This is a genomic window from Clostridium sp. UBA1652 (assembly GCF_002320975.1).
GTDB lineage: Bacteria > Bacillota > Clostridia > Clostridiales > Clostridiaceae > Clostridium_T > Clostridium_T intestinale.
This window is the reverse complement of record NZ_DCLI01000077.1, coordinates 84341-106540: the sequence shown is the minus strand read 5'-3', so window position 1 is coordinate 106540 and position 22200 is coordinate 84341. Positions and strand designations below refer to the sequence as shown.

Annotated in this window: 20 protein-coding genes; all 20 read left to right on the top strand. The window is 29.1% G+C overall.

What is annotated here, in order from left to right:
• Positions 1–223: 223 nt before the first annotated feature.
• Positions 224–1948 carry a proline--tRNA ligase gene (locus B3N22_RS16210; RefSeq protein WP_286908725.1) on the top strand — a complete coding sequence of 575 codons (1725 nt, stop codon included), beginning with the start codon at positions 224–226 and terminating at the stop codon, positions 1946–1948.
• Between the two features lie 98 nt (positions 1949–2046).
• Positions 2047–2763 (top strand): hypothetical protein, encoded by a 717-nt coding sequence (locus B3N22_RS16205; protein ID WP_286908724.1) that lies wholly within the window; start codon positions 2047–2049, stop codon positions 2761–2763.
• A gap of 22 nt (positions 2764–2785) precedes the next feature.
• Complete coding sequence (locus tag B3N22_RS16200; protein ID WP_286908723.1) at positions 2786–3478, top strand: response regulator transcription factor; 693 nt, start codon at positions 2786–2788, stop codon at positions 3476–3478.
• A gap of 19 nt (positions 3479–3497) precedes the next feature.
• Positions 3498–4544 carry a sensor histidine kinase gene (locus B3N22_RS16195; protein WP_238902305.1) on the top strand — a complete coding sequence of 349 codons (1047 nt, stop codon included), beginning with the start codon at positions 3498–3500 and terminating at the stop codon, positions 4542–4544.
• A gap of 107 nt (positions 4545–4651) precedes the next feature.
• Positions 4652–5452, top strand: a complete 801-nt coding sequence (locus tag B3N22_RS16190) for a DUF368 domain-containing protein (RefSeq protein ID WP_238902095.1) — start codon at positions 4652–4654, stop codon at positions 5450–5452.
• 15 nt (positions 5453–5467) lie between these two features.
• On the top strand, positions 5468–6244 hold the full coding sequence (locus B3N22_RS16185; protein ID WP_238902094.1) for an ABC transporter ATP-binding protein: 777 nt from the start codon (positions 5468–5470) through the stop codon (positions 6242–6244).
• Complete coding sequence (locus B3N22_RS16180; RefSeq protein WP_238902093.1) at positions 6231–8192, top strand: ABC transporter permease; 1962 nt, start codon at positions 6231–6233, stop codon at positions 8190–8192. Before B3N22_RS16185 ends, B3N22_RS16180 begins: the two co-directional genes overlap by 14 nt.
• 3 nt (positions 8193–8195) lie before the next feature.
• Entirely contained in the window at positions 8196–9047 is an 852-nt protein-coding gene (locus tag B3N22_RS16175) for an undecaprenyl-diphosphate phosphatase (RefSeq protein ID WP_238902092.1), read from the top strand.
• A 148-nt stretch (positions 9048–9195) separates the two neighbouring features.
• Positions 9196–9678 carry a ferritin family protein gene (locus B3N22_RS16170; RefSeq protein ID WP_238902091.1) on the top strand — a complete coding sequence of 161 codons (483 nt, stop codon included), beginning with the start codon at positions 9196–9198 and terminating at the stop codon, positions 9676–9678.
• Positions 9679–9761: 83 nt separating this feature from the next.
• The gene (locus B3N22_RS16165) at positions 9762–10628 is read left to right on the top strand and encodes a S66 family peptidase (protein ID WP_238902090.1); all 867 of its coding nucleotides are present in this window, start codon (positions 9762–9764) and stop codon (positions 10626–10628) included.
• A 108-nt stretch (positions 10629–10736) separates the two neighbouring features.
• A complete protein-coding gene (gene ablB / locus B3N22_RS16160) occupies positions 10737–11573 on the top strand; it encodes a putative beta-lysine N-acetyltransferase (RefSeq protein WP_238902089.1) in 837 nt (278 codons plus the stop codon).
• Between the two features lie 114 nt (positions 11574–11687).
• On the top strand, positions 11688–12752 hold the full coding sequence (locus B3N22_RS16155; protein WP_238902088.1) for an HD-GYP domain-containing protein: 1065 nt from the start codon (positions 11688–11690) through the stop codon (positions 12750–12752).
• A 171-nt stretch (positions 12753–12923) separates the two neighbouring features.
• The gene (locus tag B3N22_RS16150; RefSeq protein WP_238902087.1) at positions 12924–14099 is read left to right on the top strand and encodes an efflux RND transporter periplasmic adaptor subunit; all 1176 of its coding nucleotides are present in this window, start codon (positions 12924–12926) and stop codon (positions 14097–14099) included.
• Positions 14100–14111: 12 nt separating this feature from the next.
• On the top strand, positions 14112–14819 hold the full coding sequence (locus B3N22_RS16145) for an ABC transporter ATP-binding protein (protein ID WP_021803377.1): 708 nt from the start codon (positions 14112–14114) through the stop codon (positions 14817–14819).
• 11 nt (positions 14820–14830) lie between these two features.
• Entirely contained in the window at positions 14831–16030 is a 1200-nt protein-coding gene (locus B3N22_RS16140; protein WP_286908722.1) for an ABC transporter permease, read from the top strand.
• A gap of 62 nt (positions 16031–16092) precedes the next feature.
• Entirely contained in the window at positions 16093–17568 is a 1476-nt protein-coding gene (locus B3N22_RS16135; protein ID WP_286908721.1) for a sensor histidine kinase, read from the top strand.
• Positions 17565–18257 (top strand): response regulator transcription factor, encoded by a 693-nt coding sequence (locus B3N22_RS16130; RefSeq protein WP_238902085.1) that lies wholly within the window; start codon positions 17565–17567, stop codon positions 18255–18257. Before B3N22_RS16135 ends, B3N22_RS16130 begins: the two co-directional genes overlap by 4 nt.
• Before the next feature lie 77 nt (positions 18258–18334).
• Complete coding sequence (locus B3N22_RS16125) at positions 18335–19603, top strand: MFS transporter (protein ID WP_286908720.1); 1269 nt, start codon at positions 18335–18337, stop codon at positions 19601–19603.
• A 90-nt stretch (positions 19604–19693) separates the two neighbouring features.
• Positions 19694–20455 carry a MurR/RpiR family transcriptional regulator gene (locus tag B3N22_RS16120; RefSeq protein WP_238902083.1) on the top strand — a complete coding sequence of 254 codons (762 nt, stop codon included), beginning with the start codon at positions 19694–19696 and terminating at the stop codon, positions 20453–20455.
• Positions 20456–20600: 145 nt separating this feature from the next.
• The gene (locus B3N22_RS16115) at positions 20601–22181 is read left to right on the top strand and encodes a PTS transporter subunit EIIC (protein ID WP_238902082.1); all 1581 of its coding nucleotides are present in this window, start codon (positions 20601–20603) and stop codon (positions 22179–22181) included.
• The last annotated feature ends 19 nt before the right edge of the window (positions 22182–22200 follow it).

Sequence of the window (22200 nt, the reverse complement as noted above, 5' to 3'; positions counted from 1 at the left end):
TAATACGAGGAAATTATACACATCAATTCTGTAGAAGCGTTTTTCAGCTTCATGAAATTCATTTATTGTGAATTAAACATCCTAAAGAATAAAAACAAGAAAATTGAGCGCCTGCCAGTTTTCCTCACATGCGTTTGGAAAGGCAGATGCGCAAAAAAAATCGACGGCTCATAGTCGCCTTAACGATTTTTTTGTATTTAAAAACAAAAATGGAGGTAGCAATATGAAACTTGAAAAATTAATTGGTGATCGTTTTAAAGAAAGACCATCTGATTGTGTAGTTGATAGTCATGCATTGATGGTTAGAGGAGGATATATAAAAAGTGTTTCCAATGGAATCTATTCTTCATATACTCCACTGAAAAGAATCACAAGAAAAATAGAGCAGATTATGCGTGAAGAAATGGATGGGATTGAAGGACAGGAAGTACAGTTTCCAGTAGTTATGCCTGCAAGTTTATGGGAAGAATCTGGGAGATATGAAAGTATAGGTAACGAACTTGTTAGATTTAATGATAGAAATAAAAGCCCTCTAGTTCTTGGTATGACACATGAGGAGGCGGCTGTTCAACTTGTACGTGAATATGGAAAAAGTTATTTAAAATACCCATTTATGATTTATCAAATACAAACTAAATTTAGAGATGAAGCTCGTCCTAGAGCAGGATTAATTCGCGTTCGTGAATTCACTATGAAGGATGCATATTCTTTCCATACAAGTAAAGAGGATTTGGAAGAATACTATATCAGTTGTTATGAAGCTTATGAAAGAATCTATAAAAGAACAGGAATACCAGAAGTAATATCCGTAGCCTCTGATTCTGGTATGATGGGAGGAAGTATATCTCATGAATTTATGCTTTTAACTCCTATTGGAGAGGATTCAATAGCTATATGTAAAGAATGTGATTATCGCGCAAATATAGAAGCTGCTGAAAGTATAATTCATAATAATAAAGATGAAGTTTCAGAAAAACTGACACTTGTTCATACACCAAATATTCATACCATTGAAGAGGTTTGTAAGTTTTTAAATAGTAAAGAAAGCCTTTCTTGTAAAGCTGTTGTATATCAAAGAAATTCGGATGATAAGTATGTTGTGTTATTTATACGTGGAGATATAGAGGTAAATGAAACTAAATTATCGAATTATTTAGGTGAAGAAATTCATCCAGCAATAATTACTGAAGATAGTGGACTTACTCCAGGATATATAGGACCATATAATTTAGAAGGTGATTTTATTGTGCTTTTTGACTCTTCACTTAAAAATACTAACAATCTTTCTTGTGGGGCAAACAAGGAGGAGTATCACTATACTGGATTAGATATTAGTCGTGATATCGGAGAGGTTGAGTATCATGACTTTGCTAAGGTTATTGAAGGTGGTATATGTCCTAATTGCGGAAAGCCAGCTATTACAATTTCACGTGGGGTAGAAGTAGGCAATATTTTTCAACTAGGCGACAAATATACTAAATCTATGAATATGACTTACCTTGATCAAGATGGTAATTTACAAAATCCTATAATGGGTTGTTATGGTATTGGAGTAGGTAGACTTGCTGCTGCAGTATGTGAGGCGCATCATGATGAATTTGGTCCAAGGTGGCCAATATCAATTGCTCCATGGCATGTTCATTTATGTGCGGTACGATCTGATAATACTGAAATAAAGGAATGTGCAGATAACTTATATAAAGAGTTGCAACAAAAAGGTATAGAAGTTATTTATGATGATCGTTCTGTAAGCGCAGGAGTTATGTTTTCTGATGCTGACCTATTAGGAGTTCCAGTAAGAGTAGTTGTTAGTCCAAGAAATTTAAAACAAAATATCATAGAAGTTGTTGCTAGAGATAAGAGCTTTTCTATAAATGTACCAATGGAAAATGCATTAGAATCTATATTGAAGATAGTTTCTGATTTAAGAGCTAATAGCAATATGTAACAAGACTATTTATTTGAAAAAAATAGCAAATTATAATATAATCATCATAAGCCCTCTAAGCATAGAGGGCTTTAATAGTAGGTTGGGGGAATTTTATTTTGTATAATGATATATTTAGCGGGGTAGATTCTATAGGAGGATTCTTTAAGCGAATAGGAATAATAATTATAGCAATTATCATTTTTTTTGGTTATGTTGGAGGAATGGGTACTTTAACATTTAAGGTAATTAGTAGAAATTCTAAGGGATATATGTTGCTTGATACTTCAGTATTGAATTATATTATGCTTATGGCTATACCTATACTTTTAGTTATATTATTGTATATATATTTTAAATTTAGAAATGATGCATATGAACCTTTAGAGTATACGCCTGTTTATAGTGGTATATATAGAAAAAATAAAAGTAATAAAATACAATATAACGTAGTCTTTGCGGGGTTATTTGCAGTATTATTAAGTGCTTATTTATATGGAATAAATAATTATTACGCAGTATTCGAAGATAGGATAGAAAAGCATAATTTATTAAATTTTAAGGATAAAAATTATAGCTATAAAGATATTGAAGAGGTTTCTATCTATGTTAAAGAACATAAATCTGGTGGAAGTTTATATTATAAAGTTTATTTTAAAGATGGATACAAAATAGATTTGTCTAGCTTTGGATCAATATATGATTTGTTGGATATAACTGAGATAGTTAAAGATAATAATGTTAAAATAAATATTGACCACAAGCACTTTAATGAACTTGTTGAAGATTTAGCTGATGAGCATGCAAAACCTTATAGGATACTATTTGAGGAATAATTTATAGGGGAGGTGAGATTTTATGTACAGTATTATGCTTATAGAAGATGATAAAAAGTTACGGGAACTTATTAAAAATCATCTTGAAAGATATGGATATAATATTCAAGAGGTTGAGGATTTCTCTAATATAAAAAGTGAATTTATAAAAAATAATCCAAGTTTAGTACTTATGGATATTAATCTTCCTTTTTATGACGGGTTCTATTGGTGTAGGGATATAAGAACTGTGTCCAATGTTCCTATTGTATTTATATCTGCAAGGGATTCAGATATAGATCAAGTTAGGGCCATAGAAAATGGTGGAGATGATTATATAACTAAACCTTTCTCATATGAGGTATTGCTTGCAAAGATAAAAGGGGTAATAAGAAGAGTTTATGGAAGTTATTCAGAGGGAGTATCCCAAGAGGTCTTTGAGATAGACGGACTATTTATTTATACTGATAAAAATATTATAGAGTTTAGGGATAAAAAGCTTGATTTAAGTAAGAATGAATTTGTGCTATTATTTACTCTCGTAAAGAACATAAATAAGATTGTAAATAGAGATATGCTGCTTGAAGCTTTATGGAGTGATATTGATTTTGTAGATGATAATACTCTTTCGGTGAATATGACTAGGTTAAGAAAAAAACTTGAAGATATAGGTATTAAAGATTCTATTGAAACCAAACGAGGACAAGGATATAAACTTATAAATAATTGGAGATAATTAATCTATGAATAAGGAAATAAATTTTTTTCAATACCTTAAAGATAGGATAGGATACATAGTTATTTATTTTGTAGCTATTTTATTGGTTATATTGACCATGCATCTCACTTTAATAATAGCTTTAAAAGAAGTATTTTTTGAGAATATAGTATATTCTTTATTGATATCAGTTATTTTGCTTAGTGTTTTTTTAGTCTATGATTATAGAAAAAATAGAGATTTCTATAAACAATTAAGTACCTTAGTAAATTCTGATATAGATTTAGATGATTTACTCTACGATGTACAAGGAGTAACAAGAGAACAGGAAATTTTTCAAGTTATTCTAACAAAGCTATATAGAAATTACAAACAGGAAATAACTAGATATGAAGATATACATAACGAGTATTTGGAATTTATAAATCAATGGGTACATCAGATGAAAACGCCGGTATCTGTTATCAATCTTCTTGTGCAAGAAGCTGTTAATAATGAGGGTAATGAAGCCTTTGAAAGTATAGGGGAAGAAAATGATAAGTTATACCATGGATTAGAGATGGTTCTTTATAATGCTAGATTGAATAAGTTTAATTTAGATTTTGTAGTAGAAAATATACACCTTAATGAGTTACTTAGAGAAGTTATAAATGATAATAAGAAGCTTATTATAAAAAATAGAGTTTATCCAAAGATTAAAGGAAAAGAAAATTTAATAGTAAGAAGTGATAGAAAATCTTTATATTTTGTAATAAATCAATTGCTTATCAACGGTGTAAAATATTCAAAAGATGGTGAGAAAAGAAGCATAGATTTTATTATAAAAGAGGAAGAGAAAGAAAATATATTGGTTATTGAAGATAATGGAATAGGTATAGCTAAAGAGGATGTAGGAAGGGTTTTTAGAGCTTTTTTTACAGGCAAAAATGGAAGAAAAATAAATGAATCAACAGGAATGGGATTATATCTATCTAAAAAAGTGTGTGATGAGCTTGGACATAGAATTTGGGTTGAGTCTGAAGAGGGAGTAGGAAGCAAGTTTTATGTAGCATTTAATAAAGAAAAGAGTATATTCAATATGTAGTCTTACAAAATTGAAAGAAATGTAAGTTAAGTTGAAAGAGAAATCGATAGGTAGGTTTCTCTATTTTTTTTATAATATAAATATACTTTTTAATTTAGGAGGATAGAATGGGAAATATAGTTACTGTTATAAAAGGTGTAGTTATAGGTTTGGCAACTTTAGTTCCAGGAGTTAGTGGGGGAACTATGGCAATAATATTAGGTGTGTATGATGATTTAATTCATTCTATTAGTTCTTTTTTTAAAGATTGGAAAAAGAATAGTTTATTTTTAGTTCAAATTGGAATAGGTGCTGTTGTAGGTATGGGTGCGTTTAGTAAAATTATAGAACAGGCACTAGTTAAGTATGAGAATCCAATGATTTATCTGTTTTTAGGTATAATATGTGGGGGGATTCCTGTTTTATATAAAAAGTCATTGAGTTCTGAAAGAAAAAAAGCAGACTTAATGTTTTTAGTTATAGGTTTTATAATTGTATTTATAATGACTTTACAGCCAAGTGCAGTGCTTACTTTAGCTACAGATACTGGTGTTAAGAGTACAATATTTCTTGTAATAGCTGGTTTTATAATAGCTGTAGCTCTTATTCTTCCAGGAATAAGTACTTCATTTATGCTTTTAACTTTAGGATTATATAGTATTACTTTAGAAGCTATAAATACTTTTAACCTTGCGTATTTAGTTCCAATAGGAATAGGGGCTATAATAGGAACTTTATCTACTACAAAGGCTATAGAAAATTTACTTGAAAAGTATCCGAGTAAAACTTATTTACTTATATTGGGTTTTGTAATAGGGTCTTTATTAGAAGTATTTCCAGGAATACCTGAAGGATTTGATATAATATACTGTATAATCACATTTATTGTTGGATTTGCAGTTATTAAATATATGAGTAGAGATACTTAATTTGGAGGAAGGGTAATGAGTATACTAGAAGCAAAAAATATAACTAAAGTGTACACCTCTAAGAGAGGTAGCATGAAAGTTAAAGCTCTAAATAATTTTAGTGTTACTGTAGAAGAGGGGGAGTTTATAGGTGTTATGGGACCTTCAGGAAGTGGAAAAACAACACTTCTTAATATCCTAGCCACATTAGATTATCCATCCTCAGGAGAAATACTTATTAGTAATATTACCCCTTCCACCTTAAATGACAAGGAGATATCTTTATTTAGACGTAGAGAAATAGGATTTATATTTCAAGATTTTAATCTATTAGAGTCGCTATCTATTGAAGAGAATATACTTTTACCATTAGCTTTGGAGAAGGTTGAAGTTTTAGAAATAGAACAAAGACTTAGAAGTATAACTGAATTTTTGGACATAAGAAGTATATTAGGTAAAAGAGTTTATGAAATTTCTGGTGGTCAGAGGCAGAAGGTAGCTTGTGCAAGAGCTTTAATCAATAATCCTTCTATTATTTTTGCAGACGAACCTACAGGAAGTTTAGATTCAAAATCAGCTTACGATATAATGGATGGGTTAAGTAAATTGAATAAAGAGAAAAAATCTACTATCTTAATGGTTACTCATGATCCTTTTGTAGCAAGTTTTTGTAATAAAGTTATCATGATAAAAGATGGAAGATTTTTTCTTGATATAGTGAAGCGGAATAGTAGGGAAACTTTTTTTAAGGAAATTATAGACTCACTTTCACTTTTGGGAGATATAAGGAGGAGTTATAATGACCTTAAGTGATGTTGTATATAAGAATATGAGAGAAAACTTAAACAAATATATTATGTACTATTTAAGTAATGTAATTATAATAATGATATTTTTTATGTTTGGAAACTTTCTCTATAATTTAGAGGTAGGTAATATTCAAGAACTAAACAATATGGATAGGGTTATAAAAATTATAATATATTTTTGTGAAATTACTATAGTAGTGTTTACCTTGATTTTTTCTAGTTATTCTATTTCTAATTTTTTGAAAATACGTAAAAGAGAATTTGCGCTTTTAAAAACTCTTGGATTTACTAATTCTAATATAACTTTATATACATCTATAGAAAATTTGTTGTTTTCACTTATTTCTATAATTACTGGAATTATAGTGGGTATGCTATTTTCAAGATTATTTTTCTTAATTATAACTGTAATTTTAGATTTAGATGAGGTAATAAAATTTCATATATCTAAAAGAGTAACCTTATTAACTTTGGTAGGATTTGTAATTTTATCTCAGGTAATAAATTATATATGTAGTTACAGAATAAAGAAGAGTAGTGTTATTAAACTTTTGAAAGAAGAACAAGAGTCTAGATATGAAACAGAATTTTCTACAGGAAAAGCTATATTATGTTTAGTCCTTTTAGGCTTAGGTTATGGATTAGCTTTATTTTCGGGAAGAGCAATAGAAGTTACAATGGTACCTATCTTAGTTATAACTATACTAGGAACTTATCTATTGTACGCTCAGTTAAGTATATTTTTAACAGATAGACTAAAGAAAAATAAAAAGAAGTATTACAAAGGTATAAACTTAATAAGTATATCTCAGTTAATTTATAAAATAAAAGATAATATTATAATTCTATTTATTGTTTCAATATTTAGTGCTATTAGTTTAACAGCTATAATAAGTGTCTATTCGGTACAAAAGAATGTATTAAACAGTATAAGGCTTAATTTTCCACAGGATTTTGACTTTATTGGGAGAACTGGAGAAAATAATGAGAAATTAGTGTCTGATATATTAGTTTCAAATGGATATGATATAGAGGATAAAATAAGTATAACATTAATAAAAGCTGAGAATTTAGATGCAGTAGAGCCTAAAAAGGGTAATCTTAATACGATTAATAACAAAAAGGACTTTTACTTAATGTCTAATTATGATTACAATAAGTTGGCTTTAAAGCAGGGAAGAGAAGCAGTAAACTTAAAGGATGATGAGGTTATAATACGTACTTATAATGTTATGGGGGGGATTGGAAGTCATTATTTTATAGATGAGAAAGATAGGATAAATTTAGGTGTAGATAAATCAATTGTGGAATTGAATATAAAAAATGAGATTAGTGGTGGAATAATAAATGATGACTATGAAAATACCAATGCTAATACAGCTGTTTTAGAAGATGGATTGTATAACAAAATACTAAGTTACACTAGTGAAAATAATAAGGTTATATATTACGGATATAATTTTAACAACTTTAATAAAGATTTTAATTCTATGAATGAGGTTGGAAATTTATTTAGTAATGATATAGGAAAGTCTTTTATTGAGAGGATACAAAGGTATTCGCCCCTTATTAAAACTATGTCCTTGCTTTTCTTCATAGGAAGTTTTATATCCATAATATTTTTTATTTCAACTAATAGTATATTATATTTTAAAATATTCAATGAAGTTCAAAAGGACAGATATGAATTTATAGCATTAAAGAAAATAGGAATAACAAATGAAGAAATAGAGAAGACAGTAGAGGGCCAGATTTTTATAATATTTTTTATTCCTTTTATAGTTTCTATTTCTCATACATTTTTTGCTATAAAAGCATTAAGCAATTTATTAAATGATAACCTATCAGCATATTTTGTAGTTACAACATTAATTTTCGCCCTTATTCAACTAGCATATTATAAATTTGCCAAAACCATGTATATTAAACAAATAAGAGTTTGGAAAGGATAAGTAATGGATAATTTAATTTTTTTAATAAAATCAGCTATAATAGGTGTGGTTGAAGGGATAACAGAGTTTCTTCCTATATCTTCAACAGGTCACATAATAATATTTCAGAATCTATTAGGGTTTCAAGGTGATAATGAAACCTATGTAAATATGTATGCATATGTTATACAGTTAGGAGCAATACTTGCAGTTGTAGTTTTATATTGGAGAAAAATAAAAGAAACTCTACTAAACTTTTTCCCAGGAAAAGTTGGTTATGAAAAGTCTGGTTTTAAGTTTTGGTTTATGATAGTTATAGCATGTATTCCAGGTGCTGTAGTTCAATTAACTTTAGACGATTTAGCAGATAAGTATTTATTTAATACCGTATCTGTTGCTATTACTTTAGTTTTAGGTGCTGTATGGATGCTTTACGCTGAAAATAGATTTAGAAATGTTTCAGGTGCTAAAGAAATAAATATTAACCCTAAACAAGCAATAATTATAGGTTTATTTCAATGTTTAGCTATAATACCAGGGATGTCTAGATCTGCCTCTACAATAATAGGTGGATGGATAGCTGGATTATCTACAGTAGCAGCAGCGGAGTTTTCATTCTTCTTGGCTATACCAGTAATGATGGGAATGAGTCTTTTAAAATTTATCAAAATTGGAGGAGTTTCTACATTGACTTCAATTGAAATAATGTCATTAGTAGTAGGCTTTCTAGTATCGTTTATAGTTGCATTAATTGTAATAAAAAAGTTTATAGAGTACTTAAAGAAAAAGCCTATGAAGGTATTTGTTATATATAGAATGGTATTTGGAATAATGATTCTAATAGCTGGCTTTTCAGGATTATTTAGTATTAGTTAAATAGTAGAAGAGGTAGATTAAAAAGTTTATGTGTTTATTAATGCACATAGGCTTTTTTGATTACTTAGATATAATTTAATATATTGTAATATACTAAATTCAGGTGTAAGATTATACAGGGTAAATTTAATAGGGAGATGAAGGCGTAATGTATAAACTAACAGACTTGATAGATAAAATAATTAAGATAGAGGAGCTTGGTGCCGAGCTTTATATAAAAAAATCAGAAGGACTTGAAGGTCAAGAGAATATAAAAGTATTAGCTAAAGCATTAGCTAACCAAGAAAGAAAACATGTAAAGATTTATGAAGACTTTAGAGACAACATACTGAACTGTGAGGATATAGATGTTGAATTTGATATATACGATAAAGCAAGTAAGTTAGTATATGAGTTTATGCATTTAAGTGTGAGTAAAGAAATACATGAAGTCAAAGACTTATTAGATTTGGCTATAGGCTTTGAAAAAGATTATTTGGCTTTAGTTAAAAGGATAAGGGGATTATTTGTTAGTGAACCTAATGATATGGAAACTAATAATTATAAGCTGTTGACAGTAATAATAAGCCAAGAAGAAGAGCATGTTAGGGACTTAGAAAGTGTACTTAAAAAGATAAATACTAACATGTGAATAAAAGCATTCAATTAAGGGTTGAATGCTTTTTATGTTAGTTGATACAATTATAAAAAGTAAAAAAGGAGACGTTGATTTATATGAGAAATATGATTGAAATTGGTGATACTATTGGGTTAATAGCCTGTTCAAATGGGCTGGCTATTGAAAGTAATAAGAAAATAAAGAAACTTGAAGAAGTTTTGGTAAGTTTAGGGCTGAAGTTTGTTTATGGAAATGAAATTTACAGAAGTAAAGATGTCTATAATGGAACTCCAAAAGAGAAGGCTGAAGGACTTATGAAGCTTTTTAAAGATAAGTCAGTTAAAGCCATATTTGATATATCTGGAGGAGATTTAGCCAATGGAGTTTTAAATTATTTAGATTTTAATGAGATAGGGAATAATAAGAAACCATTCCTTGGGTATAGCGATTTATCCGTTTTATTAAATCCACTCCATGACTTAAGTGGAATAGATACGTATTATTATCAACTTAGAAATCTTGTTGGGGAGTATAAAGAAGAACAGTTAAAGCTGTTTAAAGGTTTCTTTTTTGAGGGAAGTACTGATTTATTGAATTTTAACTATAAATGGATTAGAGGAAATAAGATGAGTGGAGAAGTAGTTGGGGGAAATATCCGATGTTTTTTGAAGCTAGCAGGAACAAAATATATGGTAGACTTTAAAGATAAGATTTTATTTTTAGAGAGCCTAGGTGGAGATGTTTCCAAAATAACAACCTACTTAACTCAATATGAACAGCTAGATGTTTTTAAAAATATAAAGGGAATAATATTAGGTAGCTTTAGCGAGATGGAGGAGAAAAATTATACACCAAAAACTGAAGAGATTTTGTTAGATATCTTAGGGGATTTAGATCTACCAATAATAAAAACAAATGAGCTTGGTCATGGGCAAAATAGTAAAAGTATAGCTATAGGTAAGCTGATTAATTTATCTTATTAAATAGAGAATATTGATTTGGATGTATTTACTTGAGGATTAACTTTAAATTTGACAACTTAAGTGTTATAATTAAGTTGTTTATAAAATTAGAAAAGAGGAGAATAGCAAGTGCTTTATGATATAAATGAAAGAAAATCAGTTATATCTTATGACAGATACAGTGATAGAATAGATTTAATAAAACTTAATGATGAAGAAAGTGACTACATCATAGACATATTAGAAAAGGCAGTTAAAGTAAGAAGATATAGTAAAATTTCTGCTAAGATTGCATATAGAAATAGAGAATCTTTTTTAAAAAAAGGATATATTATAGAGGCTAGAATACCTAACCTGTATAGAGGGAATGAAGATGGACTATTTTTAGCAAAGTATTTTTCTGTAGAAAGAGAAACAGTGAGATACAAAGAGATTCTTAATAAAGTTATACATGAGGCTGCTAAAAATAAAAATAAGAATAAATATTGTAGACTTTTATTAAGAGAAGATTTAATGTATAGATTAGTGAGAGAAAAAGAGTTAGATGAATTAGTGGACTTCTATAGAAAAAATATAAAATCAAGACTTCTTTCAGTATTTGAGTATAAATATATAGAAGATTTTATTAATAATAATACAGTGTATGGAGCTATATGTAAGAAAGAAAAAATCATAGCGGCTGTTGCGTGTGAAGTAGATAGAGAAAATTTATATGCTGAAATGACTAATTTTGCTGGTGATGAGAATTTTAGAGGGAAAGGTTTAGCACGTTATTTAGTAATCTCTATGGAAGAAGAAATGAAGAAAATAGGAATAAAAACTTTATATTCTGTAGTTAGAGCAAAATCTTTTGATGCAAATATACTCTTCTCCAAAATAGGTTTTAAGTTTTCAGGAACCTTAATAAATAACACTAACATATCTGGTAGAATAGAAAGCATGAATGTATGGTATAAAGAAATATAACCCAGGGGCATTATAATGATGCTCCTTTTATTATGCTAAGATGTTTAGATATTTATATTTGGAACGATATAGAAGATATAGGAATTTATATCGGGATAATAAGGGGGAGAGGTTTTGGAAAGAAGAGTAAAGCATATATATATTGAAGACTTGAAGGATGGAATGGTATTATCAAAAGACTTAGAGATTAATGGAAGAGTGTTATTAGTTCAAGATACATCTCTTACAGAAAATATTATATATAAACTAAAAAATCAATATATTTTAGATAAAATAGAGATCTACGATGATAAATCACAACTATATGAAAATATGTTTTCTGAAAAAGAAAAATCCATAGAAGAAATTGAGGAAAGTTTTCAAAAGTTAACTGATAATATGAAAGAAATATTTGAAGGTATATACAGCATACAGAGTAATGGAATTGAGGAAGTCAGAAAATTTGCTAAAAAAATTCAAGAAGAATTAAAATCAACAAGCTCAGTAATTAAAAATATTGTAATAAAGGGAAGCGGAGATGATGCAATATATAGACATAGTGTAAATGTTGCGGCATTAAGCGCTATTTTAGGGAAATGGATTGGATTAGATGAAGTAAAAATAAATCTATTAACCTATTCAGCTATATTACATGACTTTGGAAAAACTCAAATAAATCCCCAAATATTAAATAAAAAAGGAAAATTAAGAAAAGATGAGATTAAAGAAATAGAAAAACATCCTACAATAACATATAATTATATAAAGGAAATTTCTTTTCTTGATAGTTCTGTAAGTTATGGTGTATTAATGCATCATGAAAGAGAAGATGGATCAGGATATCCATTAGGAATTAAAGGTGATAAAATACATATTTTTTCAAAAATAATAGCTATAGCTGATGTATTTGATGTTGTTAATTCTAATAGAGGTTATAAGAAGAAAAAGGGTGCATTAGAAGCTTTAGAAATAATAAAAGAAGAGGGTTTAAGAAAGTTAAACTATGAGTATTGTGATATTTTTTTAAAACATATAATTAATTACTATATGGGAGAAAATGTTTTATTGAGTGATGGCAATGTAGGTAAAATAATTCAAATTGATATAAACAATATCTCCGAACCTCTTTTATTATGTGAAGATAAGTTTATAGACATAAAAAAAGAAAAAAATATTGTTGTAGAGAATTTAATTTTGTAGTAAATAAGATGTATGAATTGTTATAATTTATACATCTTATTTAAATGTAAAAAATTAACTTTAGAAAAATTTAATACTTATTTTATACATAGATAATAACTTATTTAATATTAGTTTATACTTACTATATAAGATAATTACATAAATTAAAAAATCATGGGGGTTACATAAATGAAAAAGAAAGTAATAGCAATAATTATAGCTGTAGTAGTTGTTGGAGGAGTATTTGGTTTAAATAGAATAAATAGAGCTAGAAATCAAGGAAGTACAGTTAAAACATCAGAAGTTACTCAAGGAGACTTGCAGGTATATTTATCTAGTACAGCTTTAGTTAAATCACAAGAGGTTAAAGATTATTATGGTGCACAAGCAAAAGTAACCAAAGTAAATGTTAAAGTTGGAGATACAGTTAAAAAAGGTGATGTATTAGTAACGTATGATCAACAAGATTTAAATACTCAAGTAAAACAAGCAGAAATACAATATAATAATGCTTTACTTCAAAAACAGGATTTAGTAAATCAAAATAATGATATTAAAAATAAGATAGCTGAATATGATAAAGAAATTAAAGAAGTAAACAATCAAATAGAAAAAGCACAAAATGATCCATTTGATATAGATTTATTACCTACTTTAAATTCGAAGAAGGAAAGTTTAGAGAAAAGTAAGTCTGCTTTAACACCAATATCAGATACAAAGCTTCAACAAGCGGACAATAGCATAAATTCTGCTAAACTAACTTTAGATAATGCAAACAGCAATTTATCTAAAGGAGTAAGTAGTATAACAGCAGATATAGATGGAGTAGTCACAGCTTTAAATGTGGCAGAAGGAGCTATGGGAACTATACAACAAGCTGCTGTAACAGTTCAGAATGTAGCAAATTTAAAAGTTACTTTATCTCTAAGTAGATATGATGCAGCTAAAGTTACTATTGGTCAAGATGCAGTAATTAAGAATAATGGAAAAGAGTATAAGGGTAAGGTTTCTTATATATCTCCTACAGCTGAAGTTGCAAAGACTTCTACAAGTGGAGAAGCTAATCTTAGTGTTGATATTAATATAACGGATGTAAATCCAGAACTTAAAATAGGATTTGAAGCAGATGTTGATATCTTATTAAATGAAGCAAAAAATGTAATTAAAGTACCAACAGAAAGTCTTAAAACAGATAAAACAGGAAAGAGCGTTATTTATATAGTTGAAGATAATAAGGCGGTAGAGAAGGAAGTTACTAAGGGAATTCAGTCTGATACTGAAGTTCAAGTAGAGGGAGTAACAACTGGTGCTAAAGTAATCCTTAATCCTACAGATACAATTAAAGATGGAACTTTAGTAAAGTAGGAGGATATTAAATTGAGTGATGTAAATGTTGTTGAAATTAAAAATATAGTAAAGATATATGAGACTGGGTCAGTAACCTTTAAAGCATTAAAAGGAGTAGATTTAAAAATTACAAAGGGAGAATTTACATCCATAATGGGAGCATCAGGTTCAGGTAAATCAACCCTTATGAATATATTAGGATGTCTTGATAAAATGAGCGAAGGTGAGTATTACTTAAATGGTAAAAACATTTCCATGCTTAAAGATGATGAGTTAGCCTTTATAAGAAATAAAGAAATTGGATTTGTATTTCAAGCATTTAACCTTCTTCCTAGAATGACTGTATTAGAAAATGTTGAGCTTCCTATGATTTATGCAGGGGTTTCACCTAAAGTCAGAAGAGAAAGGGCTATAAAAGCTTTAGAAAAAGTTGGCTTAGGAGATAAACTTCATAATAAGTCTACAGAAATATCAGGTGGACAAAAGCAAAGAGTTGCAATAGCTAGAGCTATAGTTAATGAACCTACTATAATAATGGCAGATGAACCTACAGGAAATTTGGATACAAAATCTACATTTGATATCATGAAAATATTTCAAGATATAAATGATGAGGGAGCAACTGTAATAATGGTTACTCACGAGCCAGATGTAGCTAAGTATACTAAGAGAATAGTAAGGTTTAAAGATGGAGTAATAGTAGAAGATAAGCCTGTAGAAGACAGAACTAGATTATAGGAGGGCTAATAATGAATTTTATAGAAAATTTTAAAATGGCAATAGATAGCATAAAATCCAATAAGATGAGATCCTTCCTTACTATGCTTGGGATAATTATAGGAATAAGTTCAGTTATAATTATTTTATCCTTAGGGGCTGGTGGTAAAAATAGTATTGTAGGAGAGTTTGAGAAAATTGGAACTAACAATGTAACTGTTAGTGTAGATACTAATAAATCAGCAGAAGGAGATAACATAACCTTAAAAGATATAGAAGCTGTAAGAACGAAGGTTGATACAGTAAAATATGTAACGCCTACAGTTTCTCAAAGAGGAAAGGTAAGCTCAAATGACAAAAAAAGAGATGCTACTATTAATGGGGCTAATGAAGATTATGCTCTTATAAATAATACAACTATACTATATGGAAGATTTTTTAGCGAAAATGATGTGTTAAATAGTAAAGCAGTTGCTTTAATTGATGAAAATTCTGCTAAAGAGCTTTTTGGATTTTCAGATGTAGTTGGAGAATCAGTTAAAATAGGGGCGGAAGGAACAAGTAAAAGTGTAACCATAATAGGAGTTACAGAATCACAAAATATAGGCACTGCTGCCAACGAACGAGCCACTATAGTAACACCTATTACTTTTGTACAAAATCTTTATCCAACAACAAGTAAGATATATTCAATAACTGTAACATCAACTTCAAAAGATGATGTAAATGATGCGGCAAACAGTGCAATTAGTATACTTGAAAGTAGACACAATAATTCTGGTAAGGAAGTATATAAGGCACAAAGCATGTTAGACATACTATCTCAAGTTGATAATGTGTTAGGCATATTTACAACTTTTGTTGCTGCGGTTGCTGGAATATCTCTTTTAGTAGGAGGTATAGGAGTTATGAATATAATGCTAGTATCAGTAACTGAAAGAACTAGAGAAATAGGTATAAGAAAAGCAATAGGCGCTACAACAAAAACTATACTTATTCAATTCTTAACTGAATCTTCTATAGTTTCATTAATTGGAGGGTTAATCGGCATGACACTAGGCTATATAGGAGCGGAACTTATAGGTCTAGCAGCAGGAATAGCTCCATCAATATCTATTGGAATGGTATTAGGAGTAATAATATTCTCATCCTCTATAGGAATGTTCTTTGGAATATATCCAGCTAAAAAGGCAGCTAACTTAGATCCAATAGATGCACTTAGATATGAATAATAGTTACATTATAGTGGGCAAGAAATTCTTGTCCACTATAATGATATTTAAGGAGATAGAAGATGTCTATTAAAGTAAGATTAAGATTTTCCTATATAGCAATGCTAGTGATTCCATTTATTCTAATATTAGCTTTGAGTCATATATTTACTTCTTTATTGGAAGGTAGTACAAAATATAGTATTGGTGCAAAAGGTCCTATAGATAAGTTGGATTTTTATACTCAGGTAGTAGCTTCAACTAATAGAGTAATGAAATTTGTAAACAATCAAAGTATTCAGAATTCTGATAAGTTTTTAGATAATGATTTTATGGAGTCGCTAGAAAATAATAGACAATTAGAATATACTGGCTTAGTGATAAGAAAAAACGAAGATATAGTTTACGTATCGGAAGAAATAAAAACTAATCTTGATACCTCAAAGCTACCAAAGTTTAACTTAGAAGAAGTCACAATGGAAGAGCTTTACGAAGAGAAAAAACAAATTACATTAGGGCAACAAGATTTTTATTTTAAAGATGGAAGTGAAGGAAGTGTATTTTATATACTAGATAAATCACACTTAGCTCAATTATTTAAAAGGAATATAAGCTGGCTTCTTATAGGGATTTGTCTAATTTTAGTTAGTACTCATGGGATATTAACTTATTTAGTCTATAAGAGCATAATAAAACCCTTAAAGGAATTAGAAAATGCAGCTAATGAGATTAAACAAGGAAATTTAGATTATAAAATAAATATTGACTCAAAGGATGAAATAGCTCAAGTAGGAAATTCTTTTGAGAATATGAGGATGAGACTTAAGGAGTCTATAGAATTACAGCAACAATATGAAGATAATAGAAAAGAATTAATTTCTAATATATCTCATGATTTAAAAACGCCTATAACGTCTATTAAAGGATATGTTGAAGGAATAAAAGATGGAATAGCAGATACTCCAGAAAAAATGAACAAATACATAAACACCATACATGCCAAAGCAAAATACATGGATGTCTTAATAGATGATTTATTTTTATTCTCCAAACTTGATATTAATAAATTACAGTTTCATTATCAACAAGTTGATTTTACAGAATTTATGAAGGACTGTATAGAAGAGCTTTCTTTTGATATTGCTAAAAACAATATAGAATTAACATCGCATATTCCAAAATCTACAATCATGGTTAAAGCGGATGTTCAAAAGCTTAAGAGAGTTATATTAAATATAATTGAGAATTCTATGAAATATAAAGATGATAAGGCTTTAAAAATAGATATAAATATAGTCGAGAAAAATAATGAGGTAATAGTTGAAATAAAAGATAATGGAAAAGGAATAGATAAAGAAATATTACCAAATATATTTGAGAGATTTTATAGAGGAGATGTAGCTAGAGAAACTATAGGAGGAGGAAGTGGGTTAGGTCTTGCTATAGTAAAAAAAATAATAGAGGAACATCAAGGCGAAATATGGGCTGAAAGTGAATTAAATAAAGGAACTAGTATTTTCTTTAAGTTAAAAAAATATAGGTTGGGAGGGGAAATATGAAGAGAGTTCTAATAATAGAAGATGATATTAGCATTGCAGAGTTAGAGAGAGATTATTTGGAGATTAATGGCTTCAGTGTTGATATAGAAAGTAGTGGAGATAAAGGGTTTTATAAAGTTCAACATGAAGATTATGATTTAGTTATATTAGATGTTATGCTTCCAACTATGGATGGCTTTGAGATATGTAAAAGAATTCGTATTGAAAAAGATATACCTATTCTTATGGTGTCAGCTAAAAAAGAAGATATAGATAAAATTAGGGCTTTAGGGCTTGGTGCAGATGATTATATGACTAAGCCATTTAGTCCCAATGAATTAGTTGCAAGGGTTAAAGCACATATTTTAAGATACGAGCGTTTAGTAAATGGAAGCGGTAAAAAAGAACAGGATATAATACAGATTAGAGGAATTACCATAGATAAAACCTCTAGAAGAATATTCATAAATGATAAAGAAATAAATTTTACAACTAAGGAATTTGATTTATTACTATTACTAGCTAGTAACCCAAATAGAGTTTTTTCAAAAGAAGAGTTATTTGAAAGAATATGGGGTATGGATTCCGCAGGGGAAATTGCAACAGTAACAGTTCACATAAGAAAAATAAGAGAAAAAATTGAGTCTGATTCTTCAAAACCACAATATATTGAGACTATCTGGGGAATAGGATATAGATTTGAGGTATAAAAGAATAATATTTTTATGTACAATCTACTAATAGTGAGGGATAATTATTAGTAGATTTTTTTATTAGGAGTGACAGCATGAAAAAGACTTATAATTTTTATAAATGGAGAATTTGGACAATATTATCTTTGTCCTTTGTTATGTCATTATTTCATAGAAGTGCATTAGGGGTAGTATCAGAAGAACTTTCGAAAACCCTTAACTTATCGGCAGCTCAGATTGGTAATATTGCATCTGTAACCTTTTATAGTTATGCCATTATGCAGATTCCAGCAGGAATTCTTTTAGATGTATTTGGATATAAGAAGATAAGTTACCTAGGCGTTATAACTACAGGAGTGGGTTCTATGCTACTTGGAGCTGCTTCAAATGTATGGATTGCCTATGGAGCAAGACTTCTTGTAGGAGTTGGAACTTCCGTTATATTTATATCAGTACTTAAGGCTCAGGCTATTTGGTTTTCAAAAGATGAGTTCTCAAAGGCATCATCAAAGCTATCTTTTATAGGTAACATGGGAGGGGTAATAGCTACCTTTCCACTTGCAGCCATGGTTATATTTATGGGATGGAGAAACTCCTTTTATGTAATGGGAGTAGCTTGCTTTATTGTTGGATTTTTAGTGTACAAATATGTAATATCTTCTCCAAAGGAAGTAGGATTTGCACCTTTAGGAGTAGACCAAAATGGAGAGAAGTTTAACCTATTTAAAGCGTTAAAAGAAGTAGTAACAAATAAAGCAACTTGGAGAAATTTCTTTATATTATTTTCTTTGGTTGGATGTACTACAACCTTAACAGGACTTTGGGGAGTTTCTTATTTTACTTATGTTTATGGTTTAACTAAAACTTCAGCAGCTTTTTATACTTCTTTTATAATTTATGGATTAGTAATAGGTTCATTGGTAGTAGGACAAGTAGATAGATTTTTAAAAGACTCTATAAAGTGGTATCCAAGAATAGGATTAATTATAAATACACTAATATGGATATACATACTTATAATTGAAGGAGGAAAACCTCCGCTAGTAGTATACCCAGTTATTTTATTAGTTATGGGAACACTGGCTATGGCACATATATTAAGTTTTACAGATATTAAAGACAAGGTAAATAAAAGTTATGGTGGAATAGGAACAAGCATAGTAAACTCAGGAGAGTTTGTGGGAAGTTCAGTAATGAGCATATTAATTGGTTATTTTTTAGACTTAAAATGGAATGGAGAAACTATAGATGGGATAAAGTCATATAGTTTAAGTGAATATAGATTTGCATTTTTAATATTTTTGATAGTTTCAGTTATAGGAATATTGATGTCTTTTATGAAGGACAATAAGGTAAAAGGCTAGGATTATTTAATCTTAGCCTTTTCTTAACTTTAAAATATTGATAATATTATACTTAATTACATAATCTTTATTATAAGAGGGGTGATATAAATGAAGATTGATTTGAGTAAGATAGTTAAAAATAAGAAGATAACAGTTTTAGAAGAGCAGGTGCTTGAATATATTATTGAAAATATTGATAACGTTATGGATATAGGGGTTAGAGGAGTAGCCGCAGCAAACTATACTTCAACTTCTACAATCATGAGGCTTTCTAAAAAGTTAGGTTTCACTGGGTTTATAGATATGGTTTATAATATAACACCTTTAGTAGATAGTAAAAGCACAGGGATAGTTGAAGAGGAAGATACTTTAATAGGAACAGATATAAACTTCTTATCAAAATATGTTGAAGAAGAACATGTTGATAGATTTATACAGTTATTAATAAATAAATCAAATAGATATATATTTATTTATGCTAGGGGATATTCAAATATAGCAGCAGATTACTTTAATAAGAAAATGCTAGGCGTGGGGATTAAAAGTATATTAATAGATTCTATAGGAAGCTTTGAAAACAATGTTGAGGATATGGAGATGCTTATAGTCATATCTAAATCAGGAGAAACTAAGGAAGTATTAGATAAGGTTAAGGTTGCAAAAGATAAAAATAAGCTTGTAGTTTCTTTTACCAAAGAAGTTGAAAATAGTATTTCAAAGCTTTCAGATATATCTTTTAAGATATTTGATATGCATAAGTTAGATGATAGTAATGTTATGGCAAATTCATTTTTCCCTAATATGCTTATGTTTATGGAGTACTTAATTCACAGATATCACCAGGGAGAAAAAGAACATAATGTTAAATAAATACAGAAAAATAGACCTTTTTAAGAAACCTGTTATCTTTTTAGTTAACAGGTTTCTTACTGCCTGAAAACTATTTCTTAAATCTGAAAACGTAATTATAATAAAAACTGTGAAAGAGATAAAAATATATTAAGAGGTGGAAATTATGAAAGAAAAGATTATGAATGCCATGCAAAGATTTTCAAAAGCAATGTTCATTCCAGTTCTAATACTTCCAATAGTAGGTATACTTATTGCTTTTGGAAATATATTAACAAATGCTAGATTAGCAGAATACGCGCCGTTTTTAAAAAACACATTAATATTTGGTTTCGGCAAAATACTTTCAGGATCTTTAGTACCTATATTATCAAATTTAGGAATTATATTTTGTGTAGGTTTAGCAGTAGGTTTAGCTAAAGAAAAGAAAGCAGAATCAGGATTTACATCAGTATTAGTTTATTTTGTATTTATTAATGCTATGAACATCTTCCTTAATCTATCAGGTAAATTAGTGCCAGCTGATCAATTAAGAGGATCTGGTCAAGCAGTAGTTTTAGGAACACAAGTTTTAGATATGGGTGTTTTCTTAGGAATAATTTTAGGTATTGTAGTTGCTTATATTCATAATAGATATTGTAAAAAAGAGTTCAATGGAGCTTTTCAAGTATATGGTGGTTCAAGATTAGTATTCTTAATATTAATCCCAATAGTAGTAGTACTAGCAGTTATACTTTCTTATGTTTGGCCATCAGTACAATGGGGAATATCTAGTTTAGGATATTACATTCAAAAGAGTGGTAACTTTGGAATATTTATATATGGTATGTTAGAAAGACTTCTTATACCTACGGGACTTCATCACTTAGTTTATACTCCATTCTTATATACTCAACTTGGAGGGGTAGAGACTATAGGCGGTCAGGTTATAGAAGGAGCAAGAAACATATACTTTGCTGAGATTGCAGATCCAGCAGTAAAAGTATTATCTGGTAGCGTTATATGGGATGCCAGAGGAGTATCAAAAATGTTTGGTTTAGTAGGAGCTTGTTTAGCCCTTTATCATACAGCAGATGATGATAAGAAAAAGAAAGCAAAAGCTATACTTATACCAGCAGCAGTAACATCAGTAATAGCAGGTGTAACAGAGCCTATTGAGTTCTCATTCTTATTCACAGCACCTATTCTTTTTGGAATACATGCAGTATTAAGTGGACTTGGAATGGTAGCTTTAAATATATTAAACGTAAGAGCAATAGGACCTAATGGACTTATAGACTTCTTATTATATAACTTACCATTAGGTATAGAAAAAACATCATGGCCAATGTTTGTATTAGTAGGAATTGTTCAATTTGCAATATACTACGGTTTATTCAGATTCTTAATAGTTAAATTAAACTTAAAAACTACTGGTAGAGAAGATGATAAGGATGATGTTCAGCTTTATACAAAAAGCGATTATAAAGCAAAAGCAGAAGGTAATAAATCTATAGCTTCTGATGATAAAGCATTAGTTATAATAGAAGCTTTAGGTGGAAAAGAAAATATCAAAAAAGTAGATAATTGTTATACAAGATTAAGACTTATCCTTGAGGATTCAACTAAGGTTGACGAAAAAACTTTAAAAGGTACAGGAGCAGCTGGTGTTGTAATCAAAGGAGAAAATGTTCAAGTAATATATGGACTAAATGTAACAAGCATTAGATCTATGGTAGATAATGCCTTAGGAATAGTAGGAGAATAAAAAGAAACTTAGAAGGAAG

Bases quoted from the DNA above. Each gene is read 5' to 3' on its own strand.
- B3N22_RS16210 (WP_286908725.1), top strand. From the start codon at position 224: ATGAAACTTGAAAAATTAATTGGTGATCGTTTTAAAGAAAGACCATCT.
- B3N22_RS16200 (WP_286908723.1), top strand. From the start codon at position 2,786: ATGTACAGTATTATGCTTATAGAAGATGATAAAAAGTTACGGGAACTT.
- B3N22_RS16190 (WP_238902095.1), top strand. From the start codon at position 4,652: ATGGGAAATATAGTTACTGTTATAAAAGGTGTAGTTATAGGTTTGGCA.
- B3N22_RS16185 (WP_238902094.1), top strand. From the start codon at position 5,468: ATGAGTATACTAGAAGCAAAAAATATAACTAAAGTGTACACCTCTAAG.
- B3N22_RS16180 (WP_238902093.1), top strand. From the start codon at position 6,231: ATGACCTTAAGTGATGTTGTATATAAGAATATGAGAGAAAACTTAAAC.
- B3N22_RS16175 (WP_238902092.1), top strand. From the start codon at position 8,196: ATGGATAATTTAATTTTTTTAATAAAATCAGCTATAATAGGTGTGGTT.
- B3N22_RS16170 (WP_238902091.1), top strand. From the start codon at position 9,196: ATGTATAAACTAACAGACTTGATAGATAAAATAATTAAGATAGAGGAG.
- B3N22_RS16165 (WP_238902090.1), top strand. From the start codon at position 9,762: ATGAGAAATATGATTGAAATTGGTGATACTATTGGGTTAATAGCCTGT.
- B3N22_RS16150 (WP_238902087.1), top strand. From the start codon at position 12,924: ATGAAAAAGAAAGTAATAGCAATAATTATAGCTGTAGTAGTTGTTGGA.
- B3N22_RS16140 (WP_286908722.1), top strand. From the start codon at position 14,831: ATGAATTTTATAGAAAATTTTAAAATGGCAATAGATAGCATAAAATCC.
- B3N22_RS16135 (WP_286908721.1), top strand. From the start codon at position 16,093: ATGTCTATTAAAGTAAGATTAAGATTTTCCTATATAGCAATGCTAGTG.
- B3N22_RS16130 (WP_238902085.1), top strand. From the start codon at position 17,565: ATGAAGAGAGTTCTAATAATAGAAGATGATATTAGCATTGCAGAGTTA.
- B3N22_RS16125 (WP_286908720.1), top strand. From the start codon at position 18,335: ATGAAAAAGACTTATAATTTTTATAAATGGAGAATTTGGACAATATTA.
- B3N22_RS16120 (WP_238902083.1), top strand. From the start codon at position 19,694: ATGAAGATTGATTTGAGTAAGATAGTTAAAAATAAGAAGATAACAGTT.
- B3N22_RS16115 (WP_238902082.1), top strand. From the start codon at position 20,601: ATGAAAGAAAAGATTATGAATGCCATGCAAAGATTTTCAAAAGCAATG.